This window comes from Sphingomonas sp. SORGH_AS_0950 (assembly GCF_030818415.1).
Classification (GTDB): domain Bacteria; phylum Pseudomonadota; class Alphaproteobacteria; order Sphingomonadales; family Sphingomonadaceae; genus Sphingomonas.
In genome coordinates this window covers 943,175-964,458 of the sequence record NZ_JAUTAE010000001.1, presented here as the reverse complement: position 1 = coordinate 964,458, position 21,284 = coordinate 943,175, and the positions used below count along the sequence as shown (strand labels likewise).

General features: G+C 67.8%; 20 protein-coding genes and 1 tRNA gene. 15 read left to right on the top strand and 6 right to left on the bottom strand.

Annotated features, from left to right (window positions below; translation table 11 throughout):
• Positions 1 to 48 precede the first annotated feature (48 nt).
• From QE385_RS03990 to QE385_RS03980, 3 genes are read left to right on the top strand one after another with little or no spacing between them, the layout of a single operon-like run.
• Positions 49 to 963: a dihydrodipicolinate synthase family protein gene (locus tag QE385_RS03990; RefSeq protein WP_307099307.1), complete on the top strand. Its 915-nt coding sequence runs from the start codon at positions 49 to 51 to the stop codon at positions 961 to 963.
• Positions 963 to 1,673 carry a GntR family transcriptional regulator gene (locus QE385_RS03985; protein ID WP_307099305.1) on the top strand — a complete coding sequence of 237 codons (711 nt, stop codon included), beginning with the start codon at positions 963 to 965 and terminating at the stop codon, positions 1,671 to 1,673. The genes QE385_RS03990 and QE385_RS03985 overlap by 1 nt, the downstream gene beginning before the upstream one ends.
• A 35-nt stretch (positions 1,674 to 1,708) precedes the next feature.
• Positions 1,709 to 3,112, top strand: a complete 1,404-nt coding sequence (locus QE385_RS03980) for an amino acid permease (RefSeq protein ID WP_307099303.1) — start codon at positions 1,709 to 1,711, stop codon at positions 3,110 to 3,112.
• Here the strand turns inward: QE385_RS03980 and QE385_RS03975 are convergent.
• Positions 3,076 to 5,415 (bottom strand): EAL domain-containing protein, encoded by a 2,340-nt coding sequence (locus tag QE385_RS03975; protein WP_307099301.1) that lies wholly within the window; start codon positions 5,413 to 5,415, stop codon positions 3,076 to 3,078. The two genes, QE385_RS03980 and QE385_RS03975, sit on opposite strands and share 37 nt — an antisense overlap.
• Positions 5,416 to 5,559: 144 nt before the next feature.
• On the opposite strand from QE385_RS03975, the gene QE385_RS03970 reads away from it, so the two are divergent.
• The 3 genes from QE385_RS03970 (at position 5,560) to QE385_RS03960 (ending at position 7,466) form a co-directional block, all read left to right on the top strand.
• Positions 5,560 to 6,168, top strand: a complete 609-nt coding sequence (locus QE385_RS03970; RefSeq protein ID WP_307099299.1) for a TetR/AcrR family transcriptional regulator — start codon at positions 5,560 to 5,562, stop codon at positions 6,166 to 6,168.
• Between the two features lie 188 nt (positions 6,169 to 6,356).
• Positions 6,357 to 6,776, top strand: a complete 420-nt coding sequence (locus tag QE385_RS03965) for a hypothetical protein (protein ID WP_307099297.1) — start codon at positions 6,357 to 6,359, stop codon at positions 6,774 to 6,776.
• A gap of 99 nt (positions 6,777 to 6,875) precedes the next feature.
• Positions 6,876 to 7,466, top strand: coding sequence for an alpha/beta hydrolase (locus tag QE385_RS03960; protein ID WP_307099295.1), 591 nt, complete (start codon positions 6,876 to 6,878; stop codon positions 7,464 to 7,466).
• Positions 7,467 to 7,577: 111 nt separating this feature from the next.
• Here QE385_RS03960 and QE385_RS03955 read toward each other — a convergent pair whose 3' ends face one another.
• Complete coding sequence (locus QE385_RS03955) at positions 7,578 to 7,793, bottom strand: hypothetical protein (protein ID WP_307099293.1); 216 nt, start codon at positions 7,791 to 7,793, stop codon at positions 7,578 to 7,580.
• 67 nt (positions 7,794 to 7,860) lie between these two features.
• Between QE385_RS03955 and QE385_RS03950 the strand changes: the two genes are divergently transcribed.
• From QE385_RS03950 to QE385_RS03940, 3 genes are all read left to right on the top strand, one after another.
• Positions 7,861 to 9,108 carry a hypothetical protein gene (locus QE385_RS03950; protein WP_307099291.1) on the top strand — a complete coding sequence of 416 codons (1,248 nt, stop codon included), beginning with the start codon at positions 7,861 to 7,863 and terminating at the stop codon, positions 9,106 to 9,108.
• A 63-nt stretch (positions 9,109 to 9,171) separates the two neighbouring features.
• Entirely contained in the window at positions 9,172 to 10,176 is a 1,005-nt protein-coding gene (locus QE385_RS03945; protein ID WP_307099290.1) for an NAD(P)-dependent alcohol dehydrogenase, read from the top strand.
• A 10-nt stretch (positions 10,177 to 10,186) separates the two neighbouring features.
• Positions 10,187 to 11,476, top strand: a complete 1,290-nt coding sequence (locus QE385_RS03940) for an NAD(P)/FAD-dependent oxidoreductase (RefSeq protein WP_307099288.1) — start codon at positions 10,187 to 10,189, stop codon at positions 11,474 to 11,476.
• A gap of 3 nt (positions 11,477 to 11,479) precedes the next feature.
• Here the strand turns inward: QE385_RS03940 and QE385_RS03935 are convergent, their stop codons facing one another.
• Entirely contained in the window at positions 11,480 to 12,124 is a 645-nt protein-coding gene (locus QE385_RS03935; protein ID WP_307099286.1) for a GntR family transcriptional regulator, read from the bottom strand.
• 109 nt (positions 12,125 to 12,233) lie between these two features.
• The gene (locus tag QE385_RS03930; RefSeq protein ID WP_307099283.1) at positions 12,234 to 14,288 is read right to left on the bottom strand and encodes an NAD(+) synthase; all 2,055 of its coding nucleotides are present in this window, start codon (positions 14,286 to 14,288) and stop codon (positions 12,234 to 12,236) included.
• Between the two features lie 254 nt (positions 14,289 to 14,542).
• On the opposite strand from QE385_RS03930, the gene QE385_RS03925 reads away from it, so the two are divergent.
• From QE385_RS03925 to der, 5 genes are all read left to right on the top strand, one after another.
• Positions 14,543 to 14,890 (top strand): ArsC family reductase, encoded by a 348-nt coding sequence (locus QE385_RS03925; RefSeq protein WP_307099281.1) that lies wholly within the window; start codon positions 14,543 to 14,545, stop codon positions 14,888 to 14,890.
• Between the two features lie 61 nt (positions 14,891 to 14,951).
• Positions 14,952 to 15,815 carry a 3-methyl-2-oxobutanoate hydroxymethyltransferase gene (gene panB / locus QE385_RS03920; RefSeq protein ID WP_307099279.1) on the top strand — a complete coding sequence of 288 codons (864 nt, stop codon included), beginning with the start codon at positions 14,952 to 14,954 and terminating at the stop codon, positions 15,813 to 15,815.
• A 134-nt stretch (positions 15,816 to 15,949) separates the two neighbouring features.
• Entirely contained in the window at positions 15,950 to 16,618 is a 669-nt protein-coding gene (locus tag QE385_RS03915; protein WP_307099276.1) for a tetratricopeptide repeat protein, read from the top strand.
• The gene (locus QE385_RS03910) at positions 16,615 to 17,937 is read left to right on the top strand and encodes a PQQ-binding-like beta-propeller repeat protein (RefSeq protein WP_307099274.1); all 1,323 of its coding nucleotides are present in this window, start codon (positions 16,615 to 16,617) and stop codon (positions 17,935 to 17,937) included. Before QE385_RS03915 ends, QE385_RS03910 begins: the two co-directional genes overlap by 4 nt.
• Positions 17,938 to 18,019: 82 nt before the next feature.
• Positions 18,020 to 19,396 (top strand): ribosome biogenesis GTPase Der, encoded by a 1,377-nt coding sequence (gene der / locus QE385_RS03905; RefSeq protein WP_307099271.1) that lies wholly within the window; start codon positions 18,020 to 18,022, stop codon positions 19,394 to 19,396.
• 328 nt (positions 19,397 to 19,724) lie between these two features.
• Here the strand turns inward: der and bfr are convergent, their stop codons facing one another.
• A complete protein-coding gene (gene bfr, locus QE385_RS03900; RefSeq protein WP_307099269.1) occupies positions 19,725 to 20,246 on the bottom strand; it encodes a bacterioferritin in 522 nt (173 codons plus the stop codon).
• Between the two features lie 109 nt (positions 20,247 to 20,355).
• On the opposite strand from bfr, the gene QE385_RS03895 reads away from it, so the two are divergent.
• Positions 20,356 to 21,021, top strand: coding sequence for a PAS-domain containing protein (locus tag QE385_RS03895; RefSeq protein ID WP_373424625.1), 666 nt, complete (start codon positions 20,356 to 20,358; stop codon positions 21,019 to 21,021).
• A 32-nt stretch (positions 21,022 to 21,053) separates the two neighbouring features.
• Here QE385_RS03895 and QE385_RS03890 read toward each other — a convergent pair.
• Positions 21,054 to 21,129: transfer RNA gene (locus tag QE385_RS03890), tRNA-Ile, on the bottom strand.
• Positions 21,130 to 21,284 lie beyond the last annotated feature (155 nt).

Here is a 21,284-nt window from a genome sequence, read left to right as displayed (position 1 = left end):
TGCTAAAAAGTATACGGTATCTAAATATAAACAGCAGGAAGACAGATTGTGAGCATCGGCTGGCGTGGCGTATTCCCCGCGGTGACGACCCAGGTGCGGGAGGATCTTTCGATCGATCTCGCCGACACGCAGCGCGTGGTGGACGATCTGGTCCGCGACGGCGTGACCGGCGTCATCGCCCTGGGCACGGTCGGCGAGAACAACTCGCTCGACTATGATGAGAAGGTCACGGTGCTGACCGCGATCGTCGAGGCGGTCGACGGCCGCGTGCCGGTGATCACCGGCGTGTCGGAATATGACACGCGCCGCGCGGTCCGCTATGCGCAGGCCGCCGAGAAGGCCGGCGCCGACGGCCTGATGCTGCTGCCGCCGATGGTCTATGTGCCCAAGGCGCATGAACTGGTGAACCATTTCAAGGGCGTGGCGGATCAGGTCGGCCTGCCGATCATGCTCTACAACAACCCGCCCGCCTATCGCACGGTCATCGACCAGACGGTGCTCGAAGCGCTGGTCGACGTGAAGAACATCGTCGCGGTCAAGGAATCGGCCCCCGACACGCGTCGCTTCACCGACTTCCGCAACGCCTTTGGCGATCGTTACGTCCTGTTCGCCGGGCTGGACGACGTGGCGCTCGAGGGGCTGTACCTCGGGGCGCAGGGCTGGGTCTCGGGCCTGACCAACGCCTTCCCCAAGGAGTCGGTCGAACTGGTCGCCGCGTTCGAGCGGGGCGATCATGCCAAGGCGATGGAAATCTATCGCTGGTTCATGCCGCTGCTCCACCTCGATGCCGAGCATGACCTGGTCCAGTCGATCAAGCTGGCCGAGCAGGTCATGGGTCGCGGTTCGGAGCGCGTGCTGCCGCCGCGCTACGTCCTGGAGGGCGAACGCCGCGCCCAGGTGATCGCGATGGTCGAAAAGGCCGCCGCGACCCGCCCGACCCTCGGGCTGAGCAAGGCCGCCTGATGGCGACGACGCTCCCGCCCCGCGACATGGTGCCGGATGACGGCCGAGCGCGGGGCGGGGGCGTCATCGTCGTGCAGACGCTGGCGGATCGGATCTTCGCCATCGTCCGCGAACGGATCGTGGCCGGGACGCTGGGGGGCGACCGGCCGATCCGGCAGGACGCGCTGGCCGCCGAGCTGGGGGTCAGCAAGATCCCGCTGCGCGAGGCGCTCGCCCGGCTGGAGCAGGAGGGGCTGCTCCAGGGGGTCGCCAATCGCGGCTATCTGGTCGGTCGGCTGAGTGCGGCGCGGGCCGAGGAAATCTACATGCTTCGCTGCCGCCTCGAACCGGCGGCGGCGGCGCGCGCGGCGTTGGTCGCGAATGACGAGGACCGGACGCGGCTGATCGCGGCGTTCGACATGCTGGACCGCGCCGCGACCAACGATCTGGCGCAGGTCGCCATTTCCAACCGGCAATTCCACATGGCGATGGTCCGCCCGATCGGACGGCCGCTCACCATCCGCATGATCCGACAATTGGCGGTGCTGGCGGAGCGCTATGTCGTCGCGCATCTGCAACCCGCCGGGCGCGATGCCCGCGCGCATCTGGAACACCGCGAACAGCTCGATGCCTTTCTGGCGCGCGACGCGGAACGGGTTCAATCATTGCTTGACGCGCATATCCGGTCCACGCTGATGGACCTGAAGGGCGGGTTCGCACTCGCCGGATAGCATGGAAACCATCGAGGCGGGGGATTTTGCTTCACATGTTCGGACCGTTCAAACCGCTGGGCAGCGCGACCCAGCATGGGGAAGGGCAGGCGCTGGCCAAGACGCTCAGCTGGCCGCACCTCATCGCGCTGGGGGTCGGCGCGATCGTCGGCACCGGCATCTACACGCTGACCGGGGTGGGCGCGGAACGGGCGGGGCCCGCCGTCATCCTGGCCTTCGCGATCGCGGGCGCGGTCTGCGCCTGCGCGGCGCTCGCCTATGCCGAACTGGCCACGCTGATCCCGGCGGCGGGCAGCGCCTATACCTTCAGCTACACCGCCTTGGGCGAGACGCTGGCCTGGGTCGTGGGGTGGAGCCTGATCCTGGAATATTCGCTGTCCTGCTCGGCGGTCGCAGTCGGCTGGGGTGGCTATCTGGTCGGCTGGATACAGGCGGCGGGGATACATTTGCCGCCCGAGCTCCTGTCCGGGCCGCATGGCGGCGGCATCGTGAACCTGCCCGCGGTGGTCGTCGCCCTGTCGGTGATGGGCATGCTGATCGCGGGCACGCGTGAGAGCGCGACGCTCAATATCGTCCTCGTCGTCATCAAGCTGGTGGCGCTGGGCATCTTCGTGGCCTTTGCCCTGCCCGCCTTCCAGGGCGATAACCTTCATCCCTTCATGCCCTATGGCTTTGCCGCGCACGAGGTGGACGGTGCCAAGCGCGGCGTGATGGCGGCGGCGGCGATCGTGTTCTTTGCCTTTTACGGGTTCGACGCGGTCGCGACTTCCGCCGAGGAAGCCAAGAACCCCAGCCGTGACCTGACCATCGGTATCGTCGGCTCCATGCTGGTCTGCACGTTGATCTACATGGCGGTGGCCGTTGCGGCGATCGGATCGATGCCCTTCCAGCAGCTCGCCAATTCGCCCGAGCCGCTGGCGCTGGTCCTTCGCTCGCTGGGCCAGCCCCAGGCGGCGCATCTGATCGCGCTGGCCGCGGTCATCGCGCTGCCTTCGGTCATCCTGGTCATGATGTACGGGCAGAGCCGCATCTTCTTCACCATGGCACGCGACGGCCTGTTGCCGCAGTCGCTGGCCGTGGTCAGCAAGCGCAGCGGCGCGCCGACCCGCATCACGCTGGTCACCGGCCTCTCGATCGCGCTGGTCGCTGGCACCTTCCGACTGGATGAGATCGCCGAGCTGGCCAATGCGGGCACGCTGCTCGCCTTCATCGCGGTCGGCGCCTGCCTGATGGTGCTGCGGCGCAAGGCGCCGGACGCCAAGCGGCTGTTCCGCTGCCCGCAGCCCTATCTGGTCGGCACGCTCGCCATCCTGGGCTGTATCTATCTGCTGTTCAGCCTGCCCAGTTCGACCATCATCCGGTTCGTCGTCTGGAACCTGGCCGGGCTGGCCTTCTACTTCGTCTATGGTCGGCGGCGGAGCGCGCTGGCGGCGGGATAAGCGGGCAGGCGGCCGGGGCGGCCGAACAGATAACCCTGGGCCTGGGGGCATCCCTCCTCCAGCACCATGCGATGCTGTTCGGCCGTCTCCACTCCTTCGGCCACCACCGGGAGGTTCAGGCTCTGGCCCAGCCCGACGATCGCGCGGACGATCGACCGCGCGGCCTCGTCATCGGTGACGCCGGAGATGAAGCTGCGGTCGATCTTGATCTTGTCGAACGGAAAGCACTGGAGGTTGCTGAGCGAGCTGTAGCCGGTGCCGAAATCGTCCATGACGATCCCGACCCCCATGGCCTTCAGCCGGTGCAGCGTCCGCAGCGTGCCCTCCCGGTCGTGGAGCAGGACGTTTTCGGTGATCTCCAGCTCCAGCCGACGCGCGGGAAAGCCGCTTTCGGCCAGCGCCTTGGCGACGATCTCGGCCAGGTTGGGGAGCTGGAACTGGATGGGGGAGACGTTGACCGCCAGCGTCATCGGCTCGGGCCAGGCGGCGGCGGCGCGGCAGGCCTCGCCCAGCACCCATTCGCCGAGTTGCAGGATGATGCCCGTATCCTCGGCGATGGGCACGAACTCGTCGGGGACGATCTCGCCGCGCTCGGGATGCTGCCAGCGAAGCAGCGCCTCATAACCGATGACGCTCGCGCCCTCGGTCGAGACCAGCGGCTGATAGACCAGCCGCATCTGGTCGCGCAGCAGGGCATGGCGCAGGTCATGTTCGAGCGCGCGGCGATGGCGGACCGCATGGTCCATGTCCTGGTCGAAGAAGGACGCCGCGCCGCGTCCGCTCGTCTTGGCGCGGTACAGCGCGACATCGGCATTGTGACGAAGCCCATCGGCGTCGGCAGCATCCTGCGGGAACAGCGACACGCCGATGCTGACCCCGACCGCCGTTGGATCGCGGCTCAGGTCCATTTCGGTGGCAAAGGCACCCAGGATCGTCGCGACGAGCTTGTGGACCCGGTCGGGATCGTCGACCCCGCGCTGGAGGATCAGGAACTCGTCGCCGCCGACCCGTGCGACCACCGCCGCCTCGTCGACCACGCCGGTCAGGATCCGGGCGACGCGACACAGGATCATGTCCCCCGCCGCATGGCCGAACAGATCGTTGACCGCCTTGAACCGATCGAGATCGAGCGCGAGCAGCGCGAAGGGGCCCTTCTGGTCGGCCTGTGCGATGGCCCCCTCCAGCGCCTGGGCGAAATAGGCGCGATTGGGCAATCCGGTCAGCGGATCATGGACCGCCATATATTCGATCTGGCGCTGCGCCCGCCGCTGCTCGGTCAGGTCGCGCACCGCCATCACGGTCGATCGTCGTCCGCGATATTCGATCTCGTGACAGGCGACCTCCAGATAGCGTTCCATCGAGGCGTGGCAGGGGCGCGTCTCGACCGGGTGATCGTGCGTCAGGCTCAGCGGCACGCTGTCCATGGTTTCCAGCCAGTCCCCGGGGGTGGAGCCGATCAACGCCTGCGGCTCGACCCCCAGCATCGCGGCGAGCCGGGCATTGGTCTCGACGATACGGCCGTTCAGCAGGATCGCGATCCCCTCGCGGGTCGCCTGGGTCAGGCCGTGCAGGTCGGTCAGTCGCCGGTCGAGGATGGCCGCGCCGATCATCATCACGACGATCAGGCCGGTCGCCCCCAGCACGGCGCGGGCCAGGCCGTGCGGCTGGAGCGGTTCGAGGGTCGGATCGACCACCACCCCGCCGGGCAGGAGCGTCGTCGCCGCCATCGCCCCGAAATGCAGCATCACGACCCCCATCGCGCCCGCCAGGATCGGCAGGACCGCGCGCGTCATCCCGCGCAGCCGGATATGGGCAATCAGCGCGAGCGAGAGGAAGGCCGTCGCGCCCAGCATCGCCTGCGTGACGCCCCATGGCCGGTACAGGATGCGGGCGGGCACGATCAGCGCGCTCATGCCGACGAAATGCATCGCGGCGATGCTGGCGGCCATGATCGTGGCGGCGATCACGAGCATCCCGGTCTCCCGCCGCCGGGCGATGAAGGTCAGCGCGAGCCAGATGCCCGCGATCGGAGTCCCGATCGAAACGACGGTCAGCGACAGGTCAAAGCCCAGCGGCAAGGGCCCCCGATAGGCGAGCATGGCCAGGAAATGCGTCGCCCAGATGCCGATCCCCGCGGTGATCGCGGCAAAGGCCAGCCAGCTGCGACGGCGACCCTCGACGCATTCCTCCGACCGGGCGTGCAGGAGGAAGAGCGCGGACAATCCCAGGACGCAGATCCCGGCGGCCAGTCCGACCAGCCAGGGATCATGGTCTTTGGTGATACATCCGACGATATTGAGCATGCTGTCTTGGTTCCCCGACGCCCCTTCATAGGACGACGCCGCTTTCCGAACATTTAAGGGCATTGGCACCAGATCGGAGGAAGCCGACCGGGTAGGGCGTTCGGGGGTTTCAAAAATCGCCGGGATAATTATATACCGACTGTTATGGAAAATGCTTTGCCCGCTTGTAAGGGGCGTCCTCGCGAATTCTGCACCGAGCAGGCGCTGGCCTCGGCGCTCCGGGTCTTCTGGAGCAAGGGGTATGAGGGCGCGTCGATGGCGGACCTGACCGAAGCGATGGGGATCACCAAGCCCAGCCTCTATGCCGCGTTCGGCAACAAGGAAGCGTTGTTCCACAAGGCATTGGACCTCTATGAGGCCGAGAAGATGGCCTTTATCCGCGAGGCGCTGAACCAGCCCACCGCGCGGGGCGTGGCCGAGCATCTGCTGCGCGGCGCGGTCGATGCGCAGACCAACCAGCAGGAACCGCGCGGTTGCCTGGGGGTGATCCACTCGGTCGCCTGCGGGTCGGAAGCCGAATCGATCAAGGCGGAGGTCGTCGCCCGCCGCGCCTCGTCACAGGCGGCGCTGCTCGCCCGGTTCCAGCGCGCCAAGGACGAAGGCGATCTGCGCGAGGATGTGGAGCCCGAGGGGCTGACCGCGATGCTCTATGCGCTGTTCCAGGGAATGGCCGTGCAGGCCGGGTCGGGGGCCAGCCGCGCCGATTTGGAAAGGCTGGTCGAGACCGGGCTGAAATGCTGGCCGACGCGTTGAATACCGGTCGGTATAAAATGCTTGACGGGGCGTTGGTGGCTTAATATACCGCTTGGTATGGAAGGCGCCTGGCAGTCTTCCGAACATCATTGGCGAGACATGGATACGGGCGGCATGGGGTCGCCGGATCGCGGCGGGCGGATGCGCTTTGCCGGACAGGGTGTCGCGCGACGCAAAAGGGGTATGTCATGGCCTATGTCGCTTTTCAGGAAATCGGTGCCGCGCGGGCCGCGTTCGATGCCGCCACCGCCGAACAGGGTGCGGCGGCGATCCGTCCTGACGCTCGCCTGTCCGCGCTGGAATGGCAGGTCGTGGCGCTGGCCCGTCGCGACCGCGTCTCGTCGCTGCGCGCCCCCAGCCGCCTGGGCCGCGCGCTCGGCTCCATCTTCGGTGAGACGCGCAATCCCCGGCTGGCCGATCCCTCGCTGGAGGCTCTGCGCCGGATGGCGGTGCTGAGCTGGCATCATGGCTATAGCGTGCCCTCGCATGAGGTCCGTGCGTTCCTGGCCGCGGGGTACAGCCCCGATCAATATGAGTTGATGGTCGACAGCATCGCGACCGCGCTGGCGGGTTCGCGCCGTTCGACCCGGATCGCCGCCGCCGCCTGACGGCGATCCTCGCGCCGGGACGAGGCGGCGTCGCGTCGATGCCCCTTGCCTCGCGCGATAAGCGGCGTACCTTGGGGGGATCAGCGACGGAGCAGATCCATGGCGGCCGAACTGCGTCTGACCGACCCCTTTTCGATCATCACCCTGCCCATGGCGGGCGCGCCGGGCAGCGAGCAGGCGGCGCCGTGGGAAAGGCTGTTCGCCTGGCCCCGTCGTGGCGATGTCCAGCTTCCCTTCGACGCCAGCAGCCGCGAGGCGCGCGATGCCTGGGCCACCCGGCTCGACCATGCGGTGGCGCATGCCGACAAGGCGGTTCTGCTGGTCGCCGAAAACGCCGCCTGCTTGGCCAGCATCTGGTGGGCGCGGCTGTCGCCCAGCCATTATGTCTCCAAGGTCGCGGGGGCGCTGTTCTTCCAGCCGCCCTCCATCGCGCCGCTCGACCGGTCCGGCGGGCAACTCTTCGCCTCGCCCGAGGCGGCGCTGCCTTTCCCGTCGCTGGTGATCGACGGCGCGATGCACGGACCCGCGCTGGCACAGGCCTGTGGCGGGCGGTTGCTGGAGGCACCGCGCGCCGCGCCGCCCGCGACCGGCATGTGGCGACAGGCGCAGCGTTTGATCGAGCGGCTGTCGGCCGGGGTGGTCGAACAGGATATGCGCGTCCTGCGCACGCTGGGCATTCCCGACCGATGACAGGCATAAAAATGGCCCGGCGGGATGCCGCCGGGCCAGTCGAACGCCATAGGGAGCTTCCTTTGGCGAGCAGGAGAGGTGGCGGGCCGCGTCGCCCGCGTCCGTCCGCCGCTATTGCGGGGCCGTGCTGTTGAAGTCGGCGTCGTTGGACGTCAGCAGGTCGTTGCCCAGGGCCTCGTTATCCGCCACCGGCGTTTCGTCATTGGCAAGCACCACCGATCCGTTATCCAGCGTGGCATTGTCGGCGGCGGTCCCCTTGGGCGAGCAACCGGCAAGCGGCGCGATCGACGCCAGCAGGATCAATGGAAAGGCGCGACGTCGCATCATGAATCCGGTTCCCTTCTGTCCCTGTACAGCCCTGTTCGGCTCGGTCTGATAAATACATACCAGATCGATGGGATATAAGAAGCGCTATTCTTTTGCGGCTGATAGCTGGGCTATCCGGCGCCTGATATTGGCCTTGGTCGGCATGGTGTCGATCGCCGGTGTCGCCAGCGCGCAGCCGGTCGGGCCGCCCGCGCTCGACGGACAGGCGGCGCTTGGGCTCGACGCCGCGACCTATGCGGCGCAGTCCGGCCTGTCGCCGTCCGCCGCCTTGCGCGAGTTGCAGGTCCAGGACGCCTCGGTGCCGGTGACCGATGCGCTTCGCACGGAGTTCGCCGATCGGCTGGCCGGGCTGTCGGTGGGGCATGCGCCCTTCCATGTCGATGTGCTGCTGACCGGCGACGCGCCCGTGGCGGACCGGGTGGTGCAGGTGGCGGGCATGCCGGTGCTGATCCGCTTTCGCACCGGAGCCTATGCCACCCATGGCCAGCTCGTCACCGCGCTCGCGCTTCACCAGACCGAAATCCGCGCCAGCCTGACGCGCCCGCCGGGGATCGGCGTCGATCCGCGTATCGGCGCGCTGGTCGTCATGGTGGGGCAGGCGGACCTGCTGGCCGAGCCGGGCGAGGCCCTGCGCGACCGGATTGCGCGGCTGGCGGGGGTGCCGGTGCGGATCGCCACCATGGAGACGCCCGATACCGACCTTGCCGATCTGCAAGGCGGTGCGCGGCTGGTCGGGGTCGATCCGGCCGACGGGCGGCGCTATGCCTGTACCAGCGGTTTCGTCGTGCGGCGCGGCGCGGAGGATGCGGTCGTCACCGCCGCGCATTGTCCCGACAATCTGTCGTGGAGCGACGCCGCCCGCACCGAACATCCGCTGCCTTTCCTGGGGCAATGGGGCTGGGGCTATCAGGACGTGCAGGTCAATGGCAGCCCGGTGCCGCTCGGACCGCGTTTCTGGAGCGATACGGCCAAGACGATCAGCCGGACCGTCACCGCCGAGCGTCCGCGCGATTCGACGCGGGCGGGCGACATCGTCTGCCATCGCGGCGAGCGGACCGGCTATAGCTGTGCCGAGATATGGATGCCCGATTTCGCGCCCGCCGGCGATTTGTGCGGCGGCGGCTGCACGGCGGCCTGGGTCGCGGTGCGCGGGCCGACTTGCCGCAGCGGCGACAGCGGCGGACCGGTCTTCCTGGGCGGCACCGCCTTCGGGATCGTCAAGGGCGGCAGCTACCGCGCCGACGGCAGCTGCGCCTTCTATTTCTATATGTCGCTCGATTTCCTGCCCAGCGGATGGTCCCTGGCGACCGGCTGAGGATCGCATCGCTGCATTGCAACGTTGGCGTGTCGGTAACGGATATCGGCAAAGGGCGACAACATGAAAGCGATGATCCTCGACGCACCCGGCGGGCTGGACCGTCTGCGTCTGGTCGAGCGTCCCGATCCGGGGGCACCGGGCGCGGGCATGATCCGGGTCCGGCTGCATGCCACGTCGCTCAACTATCACGATTATGGCGTTGTCTCGGGCCGGATGCCGACCGAGGATGGCCGCATCCCGATGGCGGATGGCGCCGGGATCGTCGAGGCGGTGGGCGAGGGCGTGACCGACTTCGCGGCAGGCGATTCGGTCGTCGCGTGCTTCTTTCCTGATTGGCAGGAGGGGCCCGCGCGGGTCGGCGACTTCGCCCGGACGCCCGGCGACGGCATTGATGGCTATGCCTGCGAGACGGTGGTCGCGCCCGCGACCGCCTTCACCCTGTCGCCCAAGGGCTATGACCATGCCCAGGCCGCGACGATCACCACCGCCGGGCTGACCGCGTGGCGCAGCCTGGTGGTCGATGGCGGGCTGAAGGCCGGGGACCGGGTGGCGGTGCTGGGCACGGGCGGCGTGTCGATCTGGGCGCTCCAGATCGCCAAGCTGATGGGGGCGAGCGTGGTCGTCACCTCGTCCTCCGATGCCAAGCTGGAACGGGCCAGGGCCCTGGGCGCGGATCATGTCATCAACTACCGCACCCATGCCGACTGGGGCCGGATGGTCCATGACTGGGCCGGAGAGGGCGTCGACCATGTGGTGGAGGTTGGCGGTCCGGGTACGCTCGCCCAGTCGATCGATGCGGTGCGGATCGGGGGACATATCGGCCTGATCGGCGTGCTGACCGGCGCCAGCGGCGAGGTGCCGACCGCGACCATGATGCTGAAGCAGGCACGGCTCCAGGGCCTGATCGTCGGCAGCCGCCGGATGCAGCAGGATTTCGTCCGCGCGCTCGACACCGCCGACCTGCGCCCGGTGATCGACCGGAGCTTTGCGCTGGACGAACTCGGCGATGCGTTCCGCCACCAGGAAAGCGGCGCGCATTTCGGCAAGATCGCGGTGACATGGTGAGGGCGCCGTCATGAGCGGGCCCGAAGGCCACGCCGTCGATCCCGCCTGGCCCCATGTCGTCATCATCGGCGCCGGGTTTGGCGGGCTGGCGGTGGCCAAGCGGCTGGCCCGCGCACCGGTGCGGGTGACGGTGGTCGACCGGAACAACTATCATCTGTTCGTGCCGCTGCTCTATCAGGTCGCGACCGCCGCGCTGTCCCCGGCGGATGTGGCCGAGCCGATCCGCCATGTCCTCGGCCGGTTTCCCAATATCCGCGTCGTGCTGGGCGAGGTCGCGCAGATCGACACCGGGGCGCGCCGGATCGGCCTGTCGACCGGCGAGACGCTGTCCTATGACCGGCTGGTCGTCGCCACCGGATCGACCAGCAGCTATTTCGGGCATGACGAATGGCGCAGCGTCGCGCCCGCCTGCAAGTCGATCGAGGAGGCGCGGCTGATCCGCTCGCGCGTGCTGGGCGCGTTCGAGGAGGCGGAGCGCGACGGTGCGGCAGATCGCGAGGCGCTGATGACCTTCGTGATCGTCGGCGGCGGCCCGACCGGGGTGGAGCTGGCGGGCTCGGTCGCCGAGCTGGCGCGCTATACGCTGACCTCGGACTTCCGGCGCATCCGGCCCGAGGCGGCGAAGATCATCCTGGTCGAGGCGGGTCCGCGCATCCTGGCGGCCTTTCCCGATTCGCTGGCCGATTATGCCGAGCGGGCGCTGGGGCGGCTGGGCGTCGAGATCATGACGAACATGCCGGTCGAGACGATCACCGAGGAAGGGCTGACCGCGGGCGGCCGCTTCATCCCGGCGCGCACCGTCCTGTGGGGGGCGGGCGTCGCGCCGACGGGAGCGGCGGCGCTGCTGGGGGTGAAGCCGGGGCCGGGCGGTCGGGTCGCGGTAAAACCCGACCTGAGCGTCGAGGGGCTGGAGGGTGTCTATGCGCTGGGCGATGTCGCTGCCTGTCCGGACGAGGCGGGCAAGCCGCTGCCGGGACTGGCGCAGGTGGCGCAGCAACAGGGCGACTATCTGGGCAAGGCTTTGCGCGACCTGTTGACCCGGGGCCGGTCCGCGCCGCCCTTTCGCTTCCACAATCGCGGCAATGCGGCCATCATCGGGCGACACGCCGCGATCTTCGATTTCGGCCGCTATCGGTTGAAGGGCTATCCCGCCTGGATGCTATGGGCGATCGTCCATGTCGTGCTGCTGGTCAGTTTCGCGCAGCGCATCCGCGTCAGCCTGCAATGGCTCTGGCGCTATCTGACCTATCGCCGGGGCGCGCGCATCATCACGACGCCCGTGGTGCGGGGTTCGGGATAGCGTTTATTCGGCCAGCTGGGCGCGAAGGTCGACGATCGTCGCGCCAATATGATCGGTCAGCAGCCCGGCGACCCGCGCTTCGTCACGCGCCAGCCATGCATCGAGCAGCGCGTGATGCTCCTCATGCGCGCGGTCCTCGCGTCCGGCGGGTTTCAGATGCTGGACGACATAGCGTTCGGCCAGCACCTGCAACCGCTCGATCAGCTGGAAGGTGAGCGCGGCGCCCAGCGGCCGGACCAGCGCGAGGTGGAAGGCGCGGTTGAGGAGCGCGACCTCGTGCAGCGCCTCGCGCGCCGCCACGTCGAGCGCGGTCAGCGCCTCGCGCGCCGCCGCCTGATCGGCGATCGACGCGACGCGGCTGGCCCGCGCGGCGGCATCGGGTTCGATCGACAGGCGGAGCTCGTAGATCTCCTCCGCCTCGCCCGCGCCCAGCGACCGGACGAAGAAGCCGCGATTGGCCTGGCTGACCAGCAGCCCCTCCTGCTCCAGACGCGCCAGCGCCTCGCGAAGCGGAATCTTGCTGACGCCCAGCTCGTTGGCCAGCGCGTCCTGGCGGATCGGCTGGTCTTCGGGCAGGGCGCCGCTGATGATGCGTTCGCGGACGATCGTGAAGATCTGCTCCGACAGGGTGCGAACGACAAGGCTCATGGTATCTCTCGTGCCGACAGGCCGGGAGGAGCCTGTAATTTGGGAAGAAACGTATACGTCAAGCTTTCAGCATAGCGCCGAACGTCCTCCCCTGCCAAGCCCGCTCTGGTCAGGCTGGTGGCAGGGTGTCCCGCAACTCCGCCAACCAGATCGCCGCACTGCCGTCCGAGGGCGCACGCCAGTCGCCGCGGGGCGAAAGCGCGCCGCCCGGCGACACTTTCGGCCCGTTGGGAAGCGCCGAACGCTTGAACTGGCTGGTCTGGAAGAAGCGGGTCAGGAACCGCTCCAGCCAGTGGCGGATCACGGGCAGGTCATAGGCGATGCGCGCATCCTGCGGCAAATCCTCGGGCCAGCCGCCCACCTCCGCGTCGCGCCACGCATGCCAGGCGAGGAAGGCGATCTTGGAGGGTTTCAGGCCGAAGCGGATGACGTAATGCGCGAAGAAGTCGTTGAGCGCATAGGGGCCGATCATCGCCTCGGTCGACTGCATCGCGCCGCTCGCATCGGCGGGGACCAGTTCGGGCGAGATTTCCTGCGCCAGGATCGCGGCCAGCACTTGGTTGGTCGCCGCGTCATACTGACCGGTGCGGATGCACCAGCGGATCAGGAACTGGATCAGCGTCTTCGGGACACCCGCATTGACCGCATAATGGCTCATCTGGTCGCCGACGCCGTAGGTGCACCAGCCGAGCGCCAGCTCCGACAGGTCGCCGGTGCCCAGCACGATCCCGCCGCGCTGATTGGCGAGGCGGAAGAGATAGTCGGTGCGGAGGCCCGCCTGCACATTCTCGAAGGTCACGTCATGGACCGGCTCCCCGGCGGCGAAGGGATGGCCCATGTCCGCCAGCATCTGCTGCGCGGCGGGGCGGATGTCGATCTCCTCGGCGCTCACCCCCAGCGCGCGCATCAGCGCCCAGGCCTGCGCCTTCGTCCCCTCGCCGGTGGCGAAGCCGGGCATGGTGAAGGCCAGGATACGGTCGCGGCTCCAGCCCAGCCGGTCGGTCGCCTTGGCCGCGACGATCAGCGCATGGGTGGAATCGAGCCCGCCGGACACGCCGATGACCAGCGACCGGGCGCGGCTCGCCTCCAGCCGCTTGGCCAGCGCCTCGACCTGGATGTTATAGGCCTCGAAACAATCCTCGTCGCGCCGCGCGGGGTCGTCGGGGACGAAGGGAAAACGCTGCACCTGGCGGCGGAGGCCCTGTTCGACCGGCTCGACCCCGTGGACGAAGCCGATGCGGCGGAACCGTGTCTCGGGATGGCCCATGGCGGCGGCGGCGTCGTTGAACGTGCCGAAGCGCAGCCGTTCCTGCGCGATCCGCTCGACATCGACGTCGGCGATGGTGAGCGCGGGTTGCCGGTCGAACCGCTCCGACTGGGTCAGAAGCTCGCCCAGTTCGTGGATCAGCCCCTGGCCATCCCAGGACAGGTCGGTCGTGCTCTCGCCAATCCCCGCCGCCGAATAGACATAGGCGCAGGCCGCCCGCGCCGACTGCGCCGCCGCCAGCATCGTCCGGTCGCGCGCCTTGCCGATGACGATGTTCGACGCCGACAGGTTGCAGCAGATCGTCGCGCCCGCCAGCGCGCCCAGCGTCGAGGGCGGGGTGGGGGCCCAGTAATCCTCGCAGATTTCGGCGTGGATGACGAAGCCGGGCAGGTCCTCCGCCGCGAAGATCAGGTCGGTGCCGAAGGGCACGGACTGTCCGTCCAGATCGATGGTCAGCCCGGTCAGCCCGGCGCCGCTCGCGAACCAGCGCTTTTCATAATATTCGCGGTAATTGGGCAGGAAGCTCTTGGGTACCACGCCCAGGATGCGGCCGCGCGCGATGGCGATGGCGCAATTGTAGAGCCGCCCGTTGCGCGGCAGCGCCGCTCCGACGAGCATCACCGGCGACAGGGCGGCGCTGGCATCGACCATCTCGCCCAGCGCCTCCAGCGTGGCGCGGTGCATCGCGCCCTGAAGGTGCAGGTCGTCGATCGCATAGGAGGTCAGCGACAATTCGGGAAAGACGACCAGGTCGACCCCGTCTTCATCCGCCGTCCGCGCCAGGTCGAGCATGGCCTGCGCATTGGCGAACGCATCCCCCACCGAGGCGGCGGGCGTCGCGGCGGCGACCCGGATCAGGCCATGGGTGTGAAGCGCGTAGAAGGGATGATCCTGCATGGCTGTCGGGATAGCGGGCCGGGAAGGGGGGCGCCACCCCGTGTGGATTGCCACGGGTTAGGTTTGTAGAGGGCGTGGCCTTCGACTTCGCTCAGGCTGAACGGCGGTTGGGGAAAGCTGTCATCCCCCGCTCCGTTCAGCCTGAGCGAAGTCGAAGGCCACGCCCACCCGCCAGCCCAATCCCCGAACCCGCCTGCTGCAATTCCCCCACATCACCGCTAATGCCCCCGACGAACTATGATCCGGAGCCTCGAATGACCGTCCAACTCTACGGCATCCCCAATTGCGACACGATGAAGAAGGCGCGGACCTGGCTCGACCAGCACGGCGTCGACTATCGCTTCCACAACTACAAGGCCGACGGGATCGACGAGGCCAGCTTGCGCCGCTGGGTCGATCAGCTGGGTTGGGAAGTGCTGCTCAACCGGGCGGGCACCACCTTTCGCAAGCTGGACGAGGCCGAACGCCAGGATATCGATGCCGACAAGGCGATCCGCCTGATGCAAGCGCAGCCCTCGCTCATCAAGCGGCCGGTGCTCGACCGCGACGGCACGCTGACCGTGGGCTTCAAGCCCGAACGCTACGCCGAAATCCTCCCCTGAAAATCCGCCCGCAAAGCAGGGGGCTGGAGCCGGTGGCCTAGCGGGAGTAGAGGCTGGCGCCATGTCCACGACCTACACGCTCGACACCGCGACGAGTCGCGCCAATCCCACGCCCGCGCCGATGAAGCGGCTGACCATCCCCGCCATCCGCCGCGCCAAGGGCGGCACGCCCCTGGTCATGCTGACCGCCTATACGGTGCGCTCGGCGCAGCTGCTCGACCCGCATTGCGACATGCTGCTGGTCGGCGACAGCCTGGGGCAGGTGATATACGGCCTGCCCTCGACCGTGCCGGTCACGCTCCAGATGATGGCCGCGCACGGGGCGGCGGTCGTGCGGGGCAGCTATCATGCGGTGGTCGTCATCGACCTGCCCTTTGGCAGCTATGAGGCGAGCCCGGAAAAGGCGTTCGAGAATGCCGCCTGGTTGCTCAAGGAAACCGGCGCGGCGGCGGTCAAGCTGGAGGGCGGGGTCGCCATGGCGCCGACCGTCCGCTTCCTGGTCGAGCGCGGCATCCCCGTCATGGGCCATGTCGGCCTGACACCGCAGGCGGTCAACGTGCTGGGCGGCTATGGCGCGCGCGGCCGCAGCCCCGAGGAAGCCGCCAAGATCGTCGCCGATGCGGTGGCGGTGGCGGAGGCGGGGGCCTTTTCGGTGGTGATCGAGGGGGTGGTCGAACCCATCGCGATCGAGATCACCCGGCAGGTCGCCTGCCCGACCATCGGCATCGGCGCGTCGGCCGAGTGCGACGGGCAGGTGCTGGTCGGCGAGGACATGCTGGGCCTGTTCGACCGCACCGCGCGCTTCGTCCGCCGCTACGAGACGATGGGCGAGCGGATCGGCGAGGCGGCGCGGACCTATGCCGAGGATGTCCGCGCGCGGCGTTTTCCGGGACCCGAACAGGTCTACGCCCCCCGCGAGTCCTGATCGCGCGGGGCCCAATTCCCAACCCCGCTTCCCACCGGGGCCGCTCCTCGCTAAAGGTCGCGGCTTCCTTATTGCCCTGATCCAGAATAGCGGAGCCCGTCTTGGCCCTAACGCCCCAATCCAGCCAGGCCTTTATGAGCGAGGTCGACGACGAACTGCGTTGCGACCGGCTGACCCGTTTCTGGACCCGCTGGGGCCTGGTGGTCGGGGCGGCGATCCTGATCGGCCTCGCGGCCTTTGGCGGCTATCTCTATTGGCAGCACCGCCAGCATCAGGCGGCGGGTGTCGATGGCGAGCAGTTGCAGAGCGCCTATGACGCGCTGGCGCAGAACGACACCAAGACCGCGGACGCCAAGCTGAAGACGCTGGCCGGGTCGAATGTCGACGCCTATCGCGCGCTGGCGGAATTCACCCAGGCGGACATCCTGCTCCAGCGCGACGACCTGAAGGGCGCGGCGGCCAGGTTCGCTGCGATCGCGGGCGACAACTCGCTGGCGCAGCCGTTCCGCGACCTGGCGCTGGTTCGCCAGACCATGGCCGAATATGACACGATGAAGCCCCAGGCGGTCGTTGCCCGTCTGGGCACGCTGGCGGTGCCCGGCAATGCCTGGTTCGGCAGCGCGGGCGAGATGGTCGCGGTCGCCTATCTGCGGATGAACAAGCGCGCCGAAGCGGGCCGCCTGTTCGGACAGATTGCCAGCGACAAGGATGTGCCCGATACGTTGCGGCAACGTGCGGTTCAGATGGCCGGCGTATTGGGGGTCGATGCGGTCGGCCAGAGCGAGGACACGAAGACCCAATGACGAAGCATTTCCGCACCTCGGCAGCGCTTGCCGCGCTGATGGCGCTGGGCGCCTGTGGGGTATTCAAGGGCGCACCCAAGAAGACGCCGACCATCGGCAACCGGGTGCCGATCCTCGTCTCCGAGACGGGGGTCGAGGCCGACAAGACGATCGCCGACGTGCAGGTCCTGTTGCCCGCACCCGAAACCAACACCGACTGGTCACAGCCGGGTGGCAATGCCGCCAAGTCGATGGGACAGCTCGCGCTGGCGGCGCAGCCGCAGCGTCTGTGGCAGAGCACGATCGACGGCGGCTCGGCCCGCGATCCGCTGACCACCGCGCCGGTGGTGGCAGAGGGCAAGCTGTTCGTCGTCGATGTCGACGGCAACGTCATCGCCATGAACGCCGATACCGGGGCCAAGCTCTGGTCGACCGCGGTCAGCGAGGGGGAGGCCAACCGTTCGGCCCGTTTCGGCGGCGGGGTCAGCTATGATTCCGGCACCGTCTTCGCCACCGACGGCCTGGGCGACGTGATCGCCGCCAGCGCGGCCGACGGCAAGGTGCTGTGGCGCGCCAAGCCCAGCGGCCCGCTGCGCGGTTCGCCGACGATCGCCAACGGCAATGTCTATGTCCTGACCCAGGACAACCAGCTTTATGCGATCAACCAGGCCGATGGTAAGATCGTCTGGGCGGGGCAGGGGACGCTTGGCACGCAGGGCGTGCTCGGCGTCGCCGCCCCGTCGGCCAGCCAGGGCACGGTGATCGCCGGTTTCTCCAGCGGCGAGCTGAACGCCTATCGCTATGAGAATGGCCGCATGCTGTGGCAGGACGCGCTGTCGCGCACGACCATCTCGACCTCGGTGTCGAGCCTGTCCGACATCGACGCCGCGCCGGTGATTGACCAGGGCCGCGTCTATGCGCTGGGCCAGGGCGGCCGCATGGTCGCGCTGGAGCTGTCGACCGGACAGCGGCTGTGGGAACAGAATTTCGCCGGTATCTCGACGCCGTGGATCGCGGGCGAATGGATCTTCCTCGTCACCGACGATGCGCGTCTGGTCGCGCTCGCCCGGTCGAGCGGCAAGGCACGCTGGATCGCCCAGCTCCAGCGTTTCCACAACGAGAAGAAGAAGACCGGCGCGATCACCTGGTTCGGTCCGGTGCTGGCGGGCAACCGCCTGATCCTGACCAATTCGGAAGGGCAGATCGTCTATGCCAATCCGGGCGACGGCTCGGTCGAGGCGACGGTCGACACCAAGGCGCCCTTCGCGCTGCCGCCGATCGTCGCGAACGGCACGCTGTACGTTCTGGATCAGAAGGGGCGGGTCACCGCTTACAAGTGATCGCTTGCGCCTCCCCGGCACGGTCGGGGAGGCGATACGTTTGTACCGTGACGAAGGGCTCGGCTTTCGCTAACGCAGCGTGATGGCTAAACTCCCTATCGTCGCGATCGTCGGCCGACCCAATGTCGGCAAGTCGACGCTGTTCAACCGTCTGGTCGGCAAGAAGCTGGCGCTGGTCGACGACCGGCCTGGCGTGACGCGCGACCGGCGTGAAGGCGACGCGCATCTCCTAGGCCTCGATTTCCGCGTGATCGACACGGCGGGTTACGAGGACGAAGACCCCGATACCCTGCCCGGCCGGATGCGCCGCCAGACCGAAGCCGCGATCGGCGAGGCCGATGTCGCGCTGTTCCTGGTCGATGCGCGCGCAGGCGTCATGCCCCTGGACGAGGAAATCGCCCGCTGGCTGCGCAGCTCGAACACCCCCATCGTGCTCGCCGCGAACAAGGCCGAAGGCCGTGCCGCCGAGCAGGGCGTCCTCGAGACGCTCGCGCTGGGCTTTGGCGACCCGGTCCAGCTGTCCGCCGAGCATGGCGAAGGCGTGGGCGACCTGTTCGAGGCGCTGCTGCCCTTCATCGACCGCGAGGATGAGGAGGAAGAAGAGGAGGTCGATCTCGACAATCCTTATGCCCCGCTGAAGCTCGCGATCGTCGGCCGCCCCAATGCGGGCAAGTCGACGCTGATCAACCGTTTCCTCGGCCAGGACCGGCTGATCACGGGCCCCGAGGCCGGGATCACGCGCGATTCGATCGCGATCGACTGGGAATGGCGCGACCGGGACGGCGAAGTGCGGCAGGTTCGCCTGATCGACACGGCGGGCATGCGCAAAAAGGCGAAGGTGCAGGACAAGCTGGAAAAGCTGTCGGTCGCCGATGCCCTGCGTGCGGTCGACTTCGCCGAGGTCGTCGTCCTGCTGCTCGACGCGACGCTGGGGCTGGAGTCGCAGGACCTGCGCATCGCCGACCGCGTGCTGGAAGAAGGCCGCGCGCTGCTGATCGCGCTCAACAAATGGGACGTGGCGGAAAGTCCGTCCTCGCTGTTCAACGGCGTAAAGAAGGCGCTCGAGGACGGGCTCAGCCAGGTGAAGGGCGTGCCGCTGCTGGCGGTGTCGGCGGCGACCGGCAAGGGGCTCGACACGCTGATCGAGGCCGCGTTCGAGACGCGCGCCGCCTGGTCGAAGCGCGTTCCGACCGGCGAACTCAATCGCTGGTTCGAGCGCGCGGTCGACGCCAACCCGCCCCCCGCCCCCGGCGGCAAGCGGATCAAGCTGCGTTACGTCACCCAGGTAAAGTCGCGCCCGCCCAGCTTCGTGATCTTCGGCACGCGCGTCGATCAGCTGCCCGCCAGCTATGAACGCTATCTGGTCAATTCGATGCGCCGCGAACTGGGCTTCGGCGCGGTTCCCGTCCGCCTGACGCTGCGTGCGCCGAAGAATCCGTTCGGCAACAAAGACGGATAAGGGCGGGGGGCGTCCCAGCCTGCCCTGGCGAAAGCGGGGCTAAGCCCCTCCCCTGAAGGAGAGGGGTGGGTCAGTCTCATATCATCGCTAGGGAATCGGGGCGACGGGGTGGAGGTCTGCCCTTGGCCTTCGACTTCGCTTAGGCTGAACGGCTGGTGGGACGGCATCGTGACAGGCGATGGAAGAGCGCCGCCCAAGACCCGCTCTCGCCTTATCCAACCCATAGCCCCGTTCAGCCTGAGCGAAGTCGAAGGCCACGCCATTCACCAGCGGCGGGGCCGTGCCACGAAAAACTGGGGGGCGAACCCTCAGGCCCGCCCCCTCGAAATCACCCCTTCAGATGCGGGGCCGCGCCCGACTTGGGCGTGTCGTTCTCGGCCATCGCGTTGAGCTGGACGTAATTCTGGATGCCCATGCGCTCGATCATCTCGAACTGGCGCTCCAGCGTGTCGACATGCTCTTCCTCGCTGGCGAGGATGCGCGCGAACAGGTCGCGGCTGACATAGTCCTTCACCTCTTCGCAATAGGCGATCGCGCCCTTCAGCTGCGCCACGGCCTCGATCTCGATGGCCAGGTCGCCCTTCAGCACTTCCTCGACCGTCTCGCCGATGCGCAGGCGGCCGAGCAGCTGGAAATTGGGCAGGCCATCCAGATACAGGATGCGCTCGGCCAGCCAGTCGGCATGGCGCATCTCGTCAATCGATTCGTGATATTCGAACTGCGCCAGCTTGTAGACGCCCCAATGGTCCAGAAGGCGATAGTGGAGGAAATACTGGTTGATCGCGGTCAGCTCGTTCTTGAGCGCCTCGTTCAGAAATTCGATGACCTTGGGGTCGCCTTTTGCGGCCATATGCTCGTCCTTTGTGATCGTTTCGGTCGCCATCTTAATGGCGGTTAGTTCCGGGCGACAAGCCGTCCCTTGCCGATAGGGTGCGAAACGCCCTCCCGGTCGCCGCAAAATGTGGTATTCCCAATATATGTTAAGCGAGATGGAAGGCTGGGCTCTGGCGAGACAGGCGACGGATCAACTGGCCCGGGTCATGGAGCATCTGCGGCACGGCATCCTGATCTACGATCGGGACGAGCGCATCACGCTGATCAACCATTATGTCAGCCGCATATTCGGGATCGCCGAAACGGCGGTGACGGTCGGGTCGACGCTTTCGGACTATCTCGCCTGTGTCGGCGAGACGGTGGGTTGGTCGCGGGAGCGGGTGGCGGGCATATTGGAGAATCACCGGAGCTGGGCCCGCGAAGGCGTGCGGCGGCAGTTCGACCATCATTTCGATGACGGGCTGGTGTTCGAGATCACCTTTCATCCCGAGGCCGGCCATGGCGCGGTCATGACCTTTGTCGACGTGACCCATGCCCGCAACCTGGCGCGGGTGAGCGAACGTCGCGAGGATCTGGCGCGGCAGGCTCAGGCGATGCTGGAGCGGGTCGGCCGAATCTCGGCCAATACCCGGCTCGTCGCGCTGAACGCCCGTATCGAGGCGGCGAGGCTGGGCCATGAAGGGCGGGGCTTCGCGGTCGTCGCCGACGAGGTCCGCGACCTGTCGCTGGAGACGTCGGATGTGCTGGTGGAGATCGGGCGGATCAACCAGGCGTCGCTCAATCTGGGCTGACCCCGGAGCCGGGCGACGTGCGCGGGGACGGTTGGTGGGCCCGGCAGGACTCGAACCCGCAACCTAGCCGTTATGAGCGGCCAGCTCTAACCATTGAGCTACAGGCCCAACCGTGATCCGTCCGTAGCGTGACGCAGGGCCTTTTCGCAACGCCGGATCGGCAATTTCCACAAGAAATTCGGGCAAAGAAAAAGGGCGCCTCCCCCTGGGGAAGCACCCTTTTTCCGACAAACAGTCTGCGCTTCGGACCCGAAGGTCCGAGG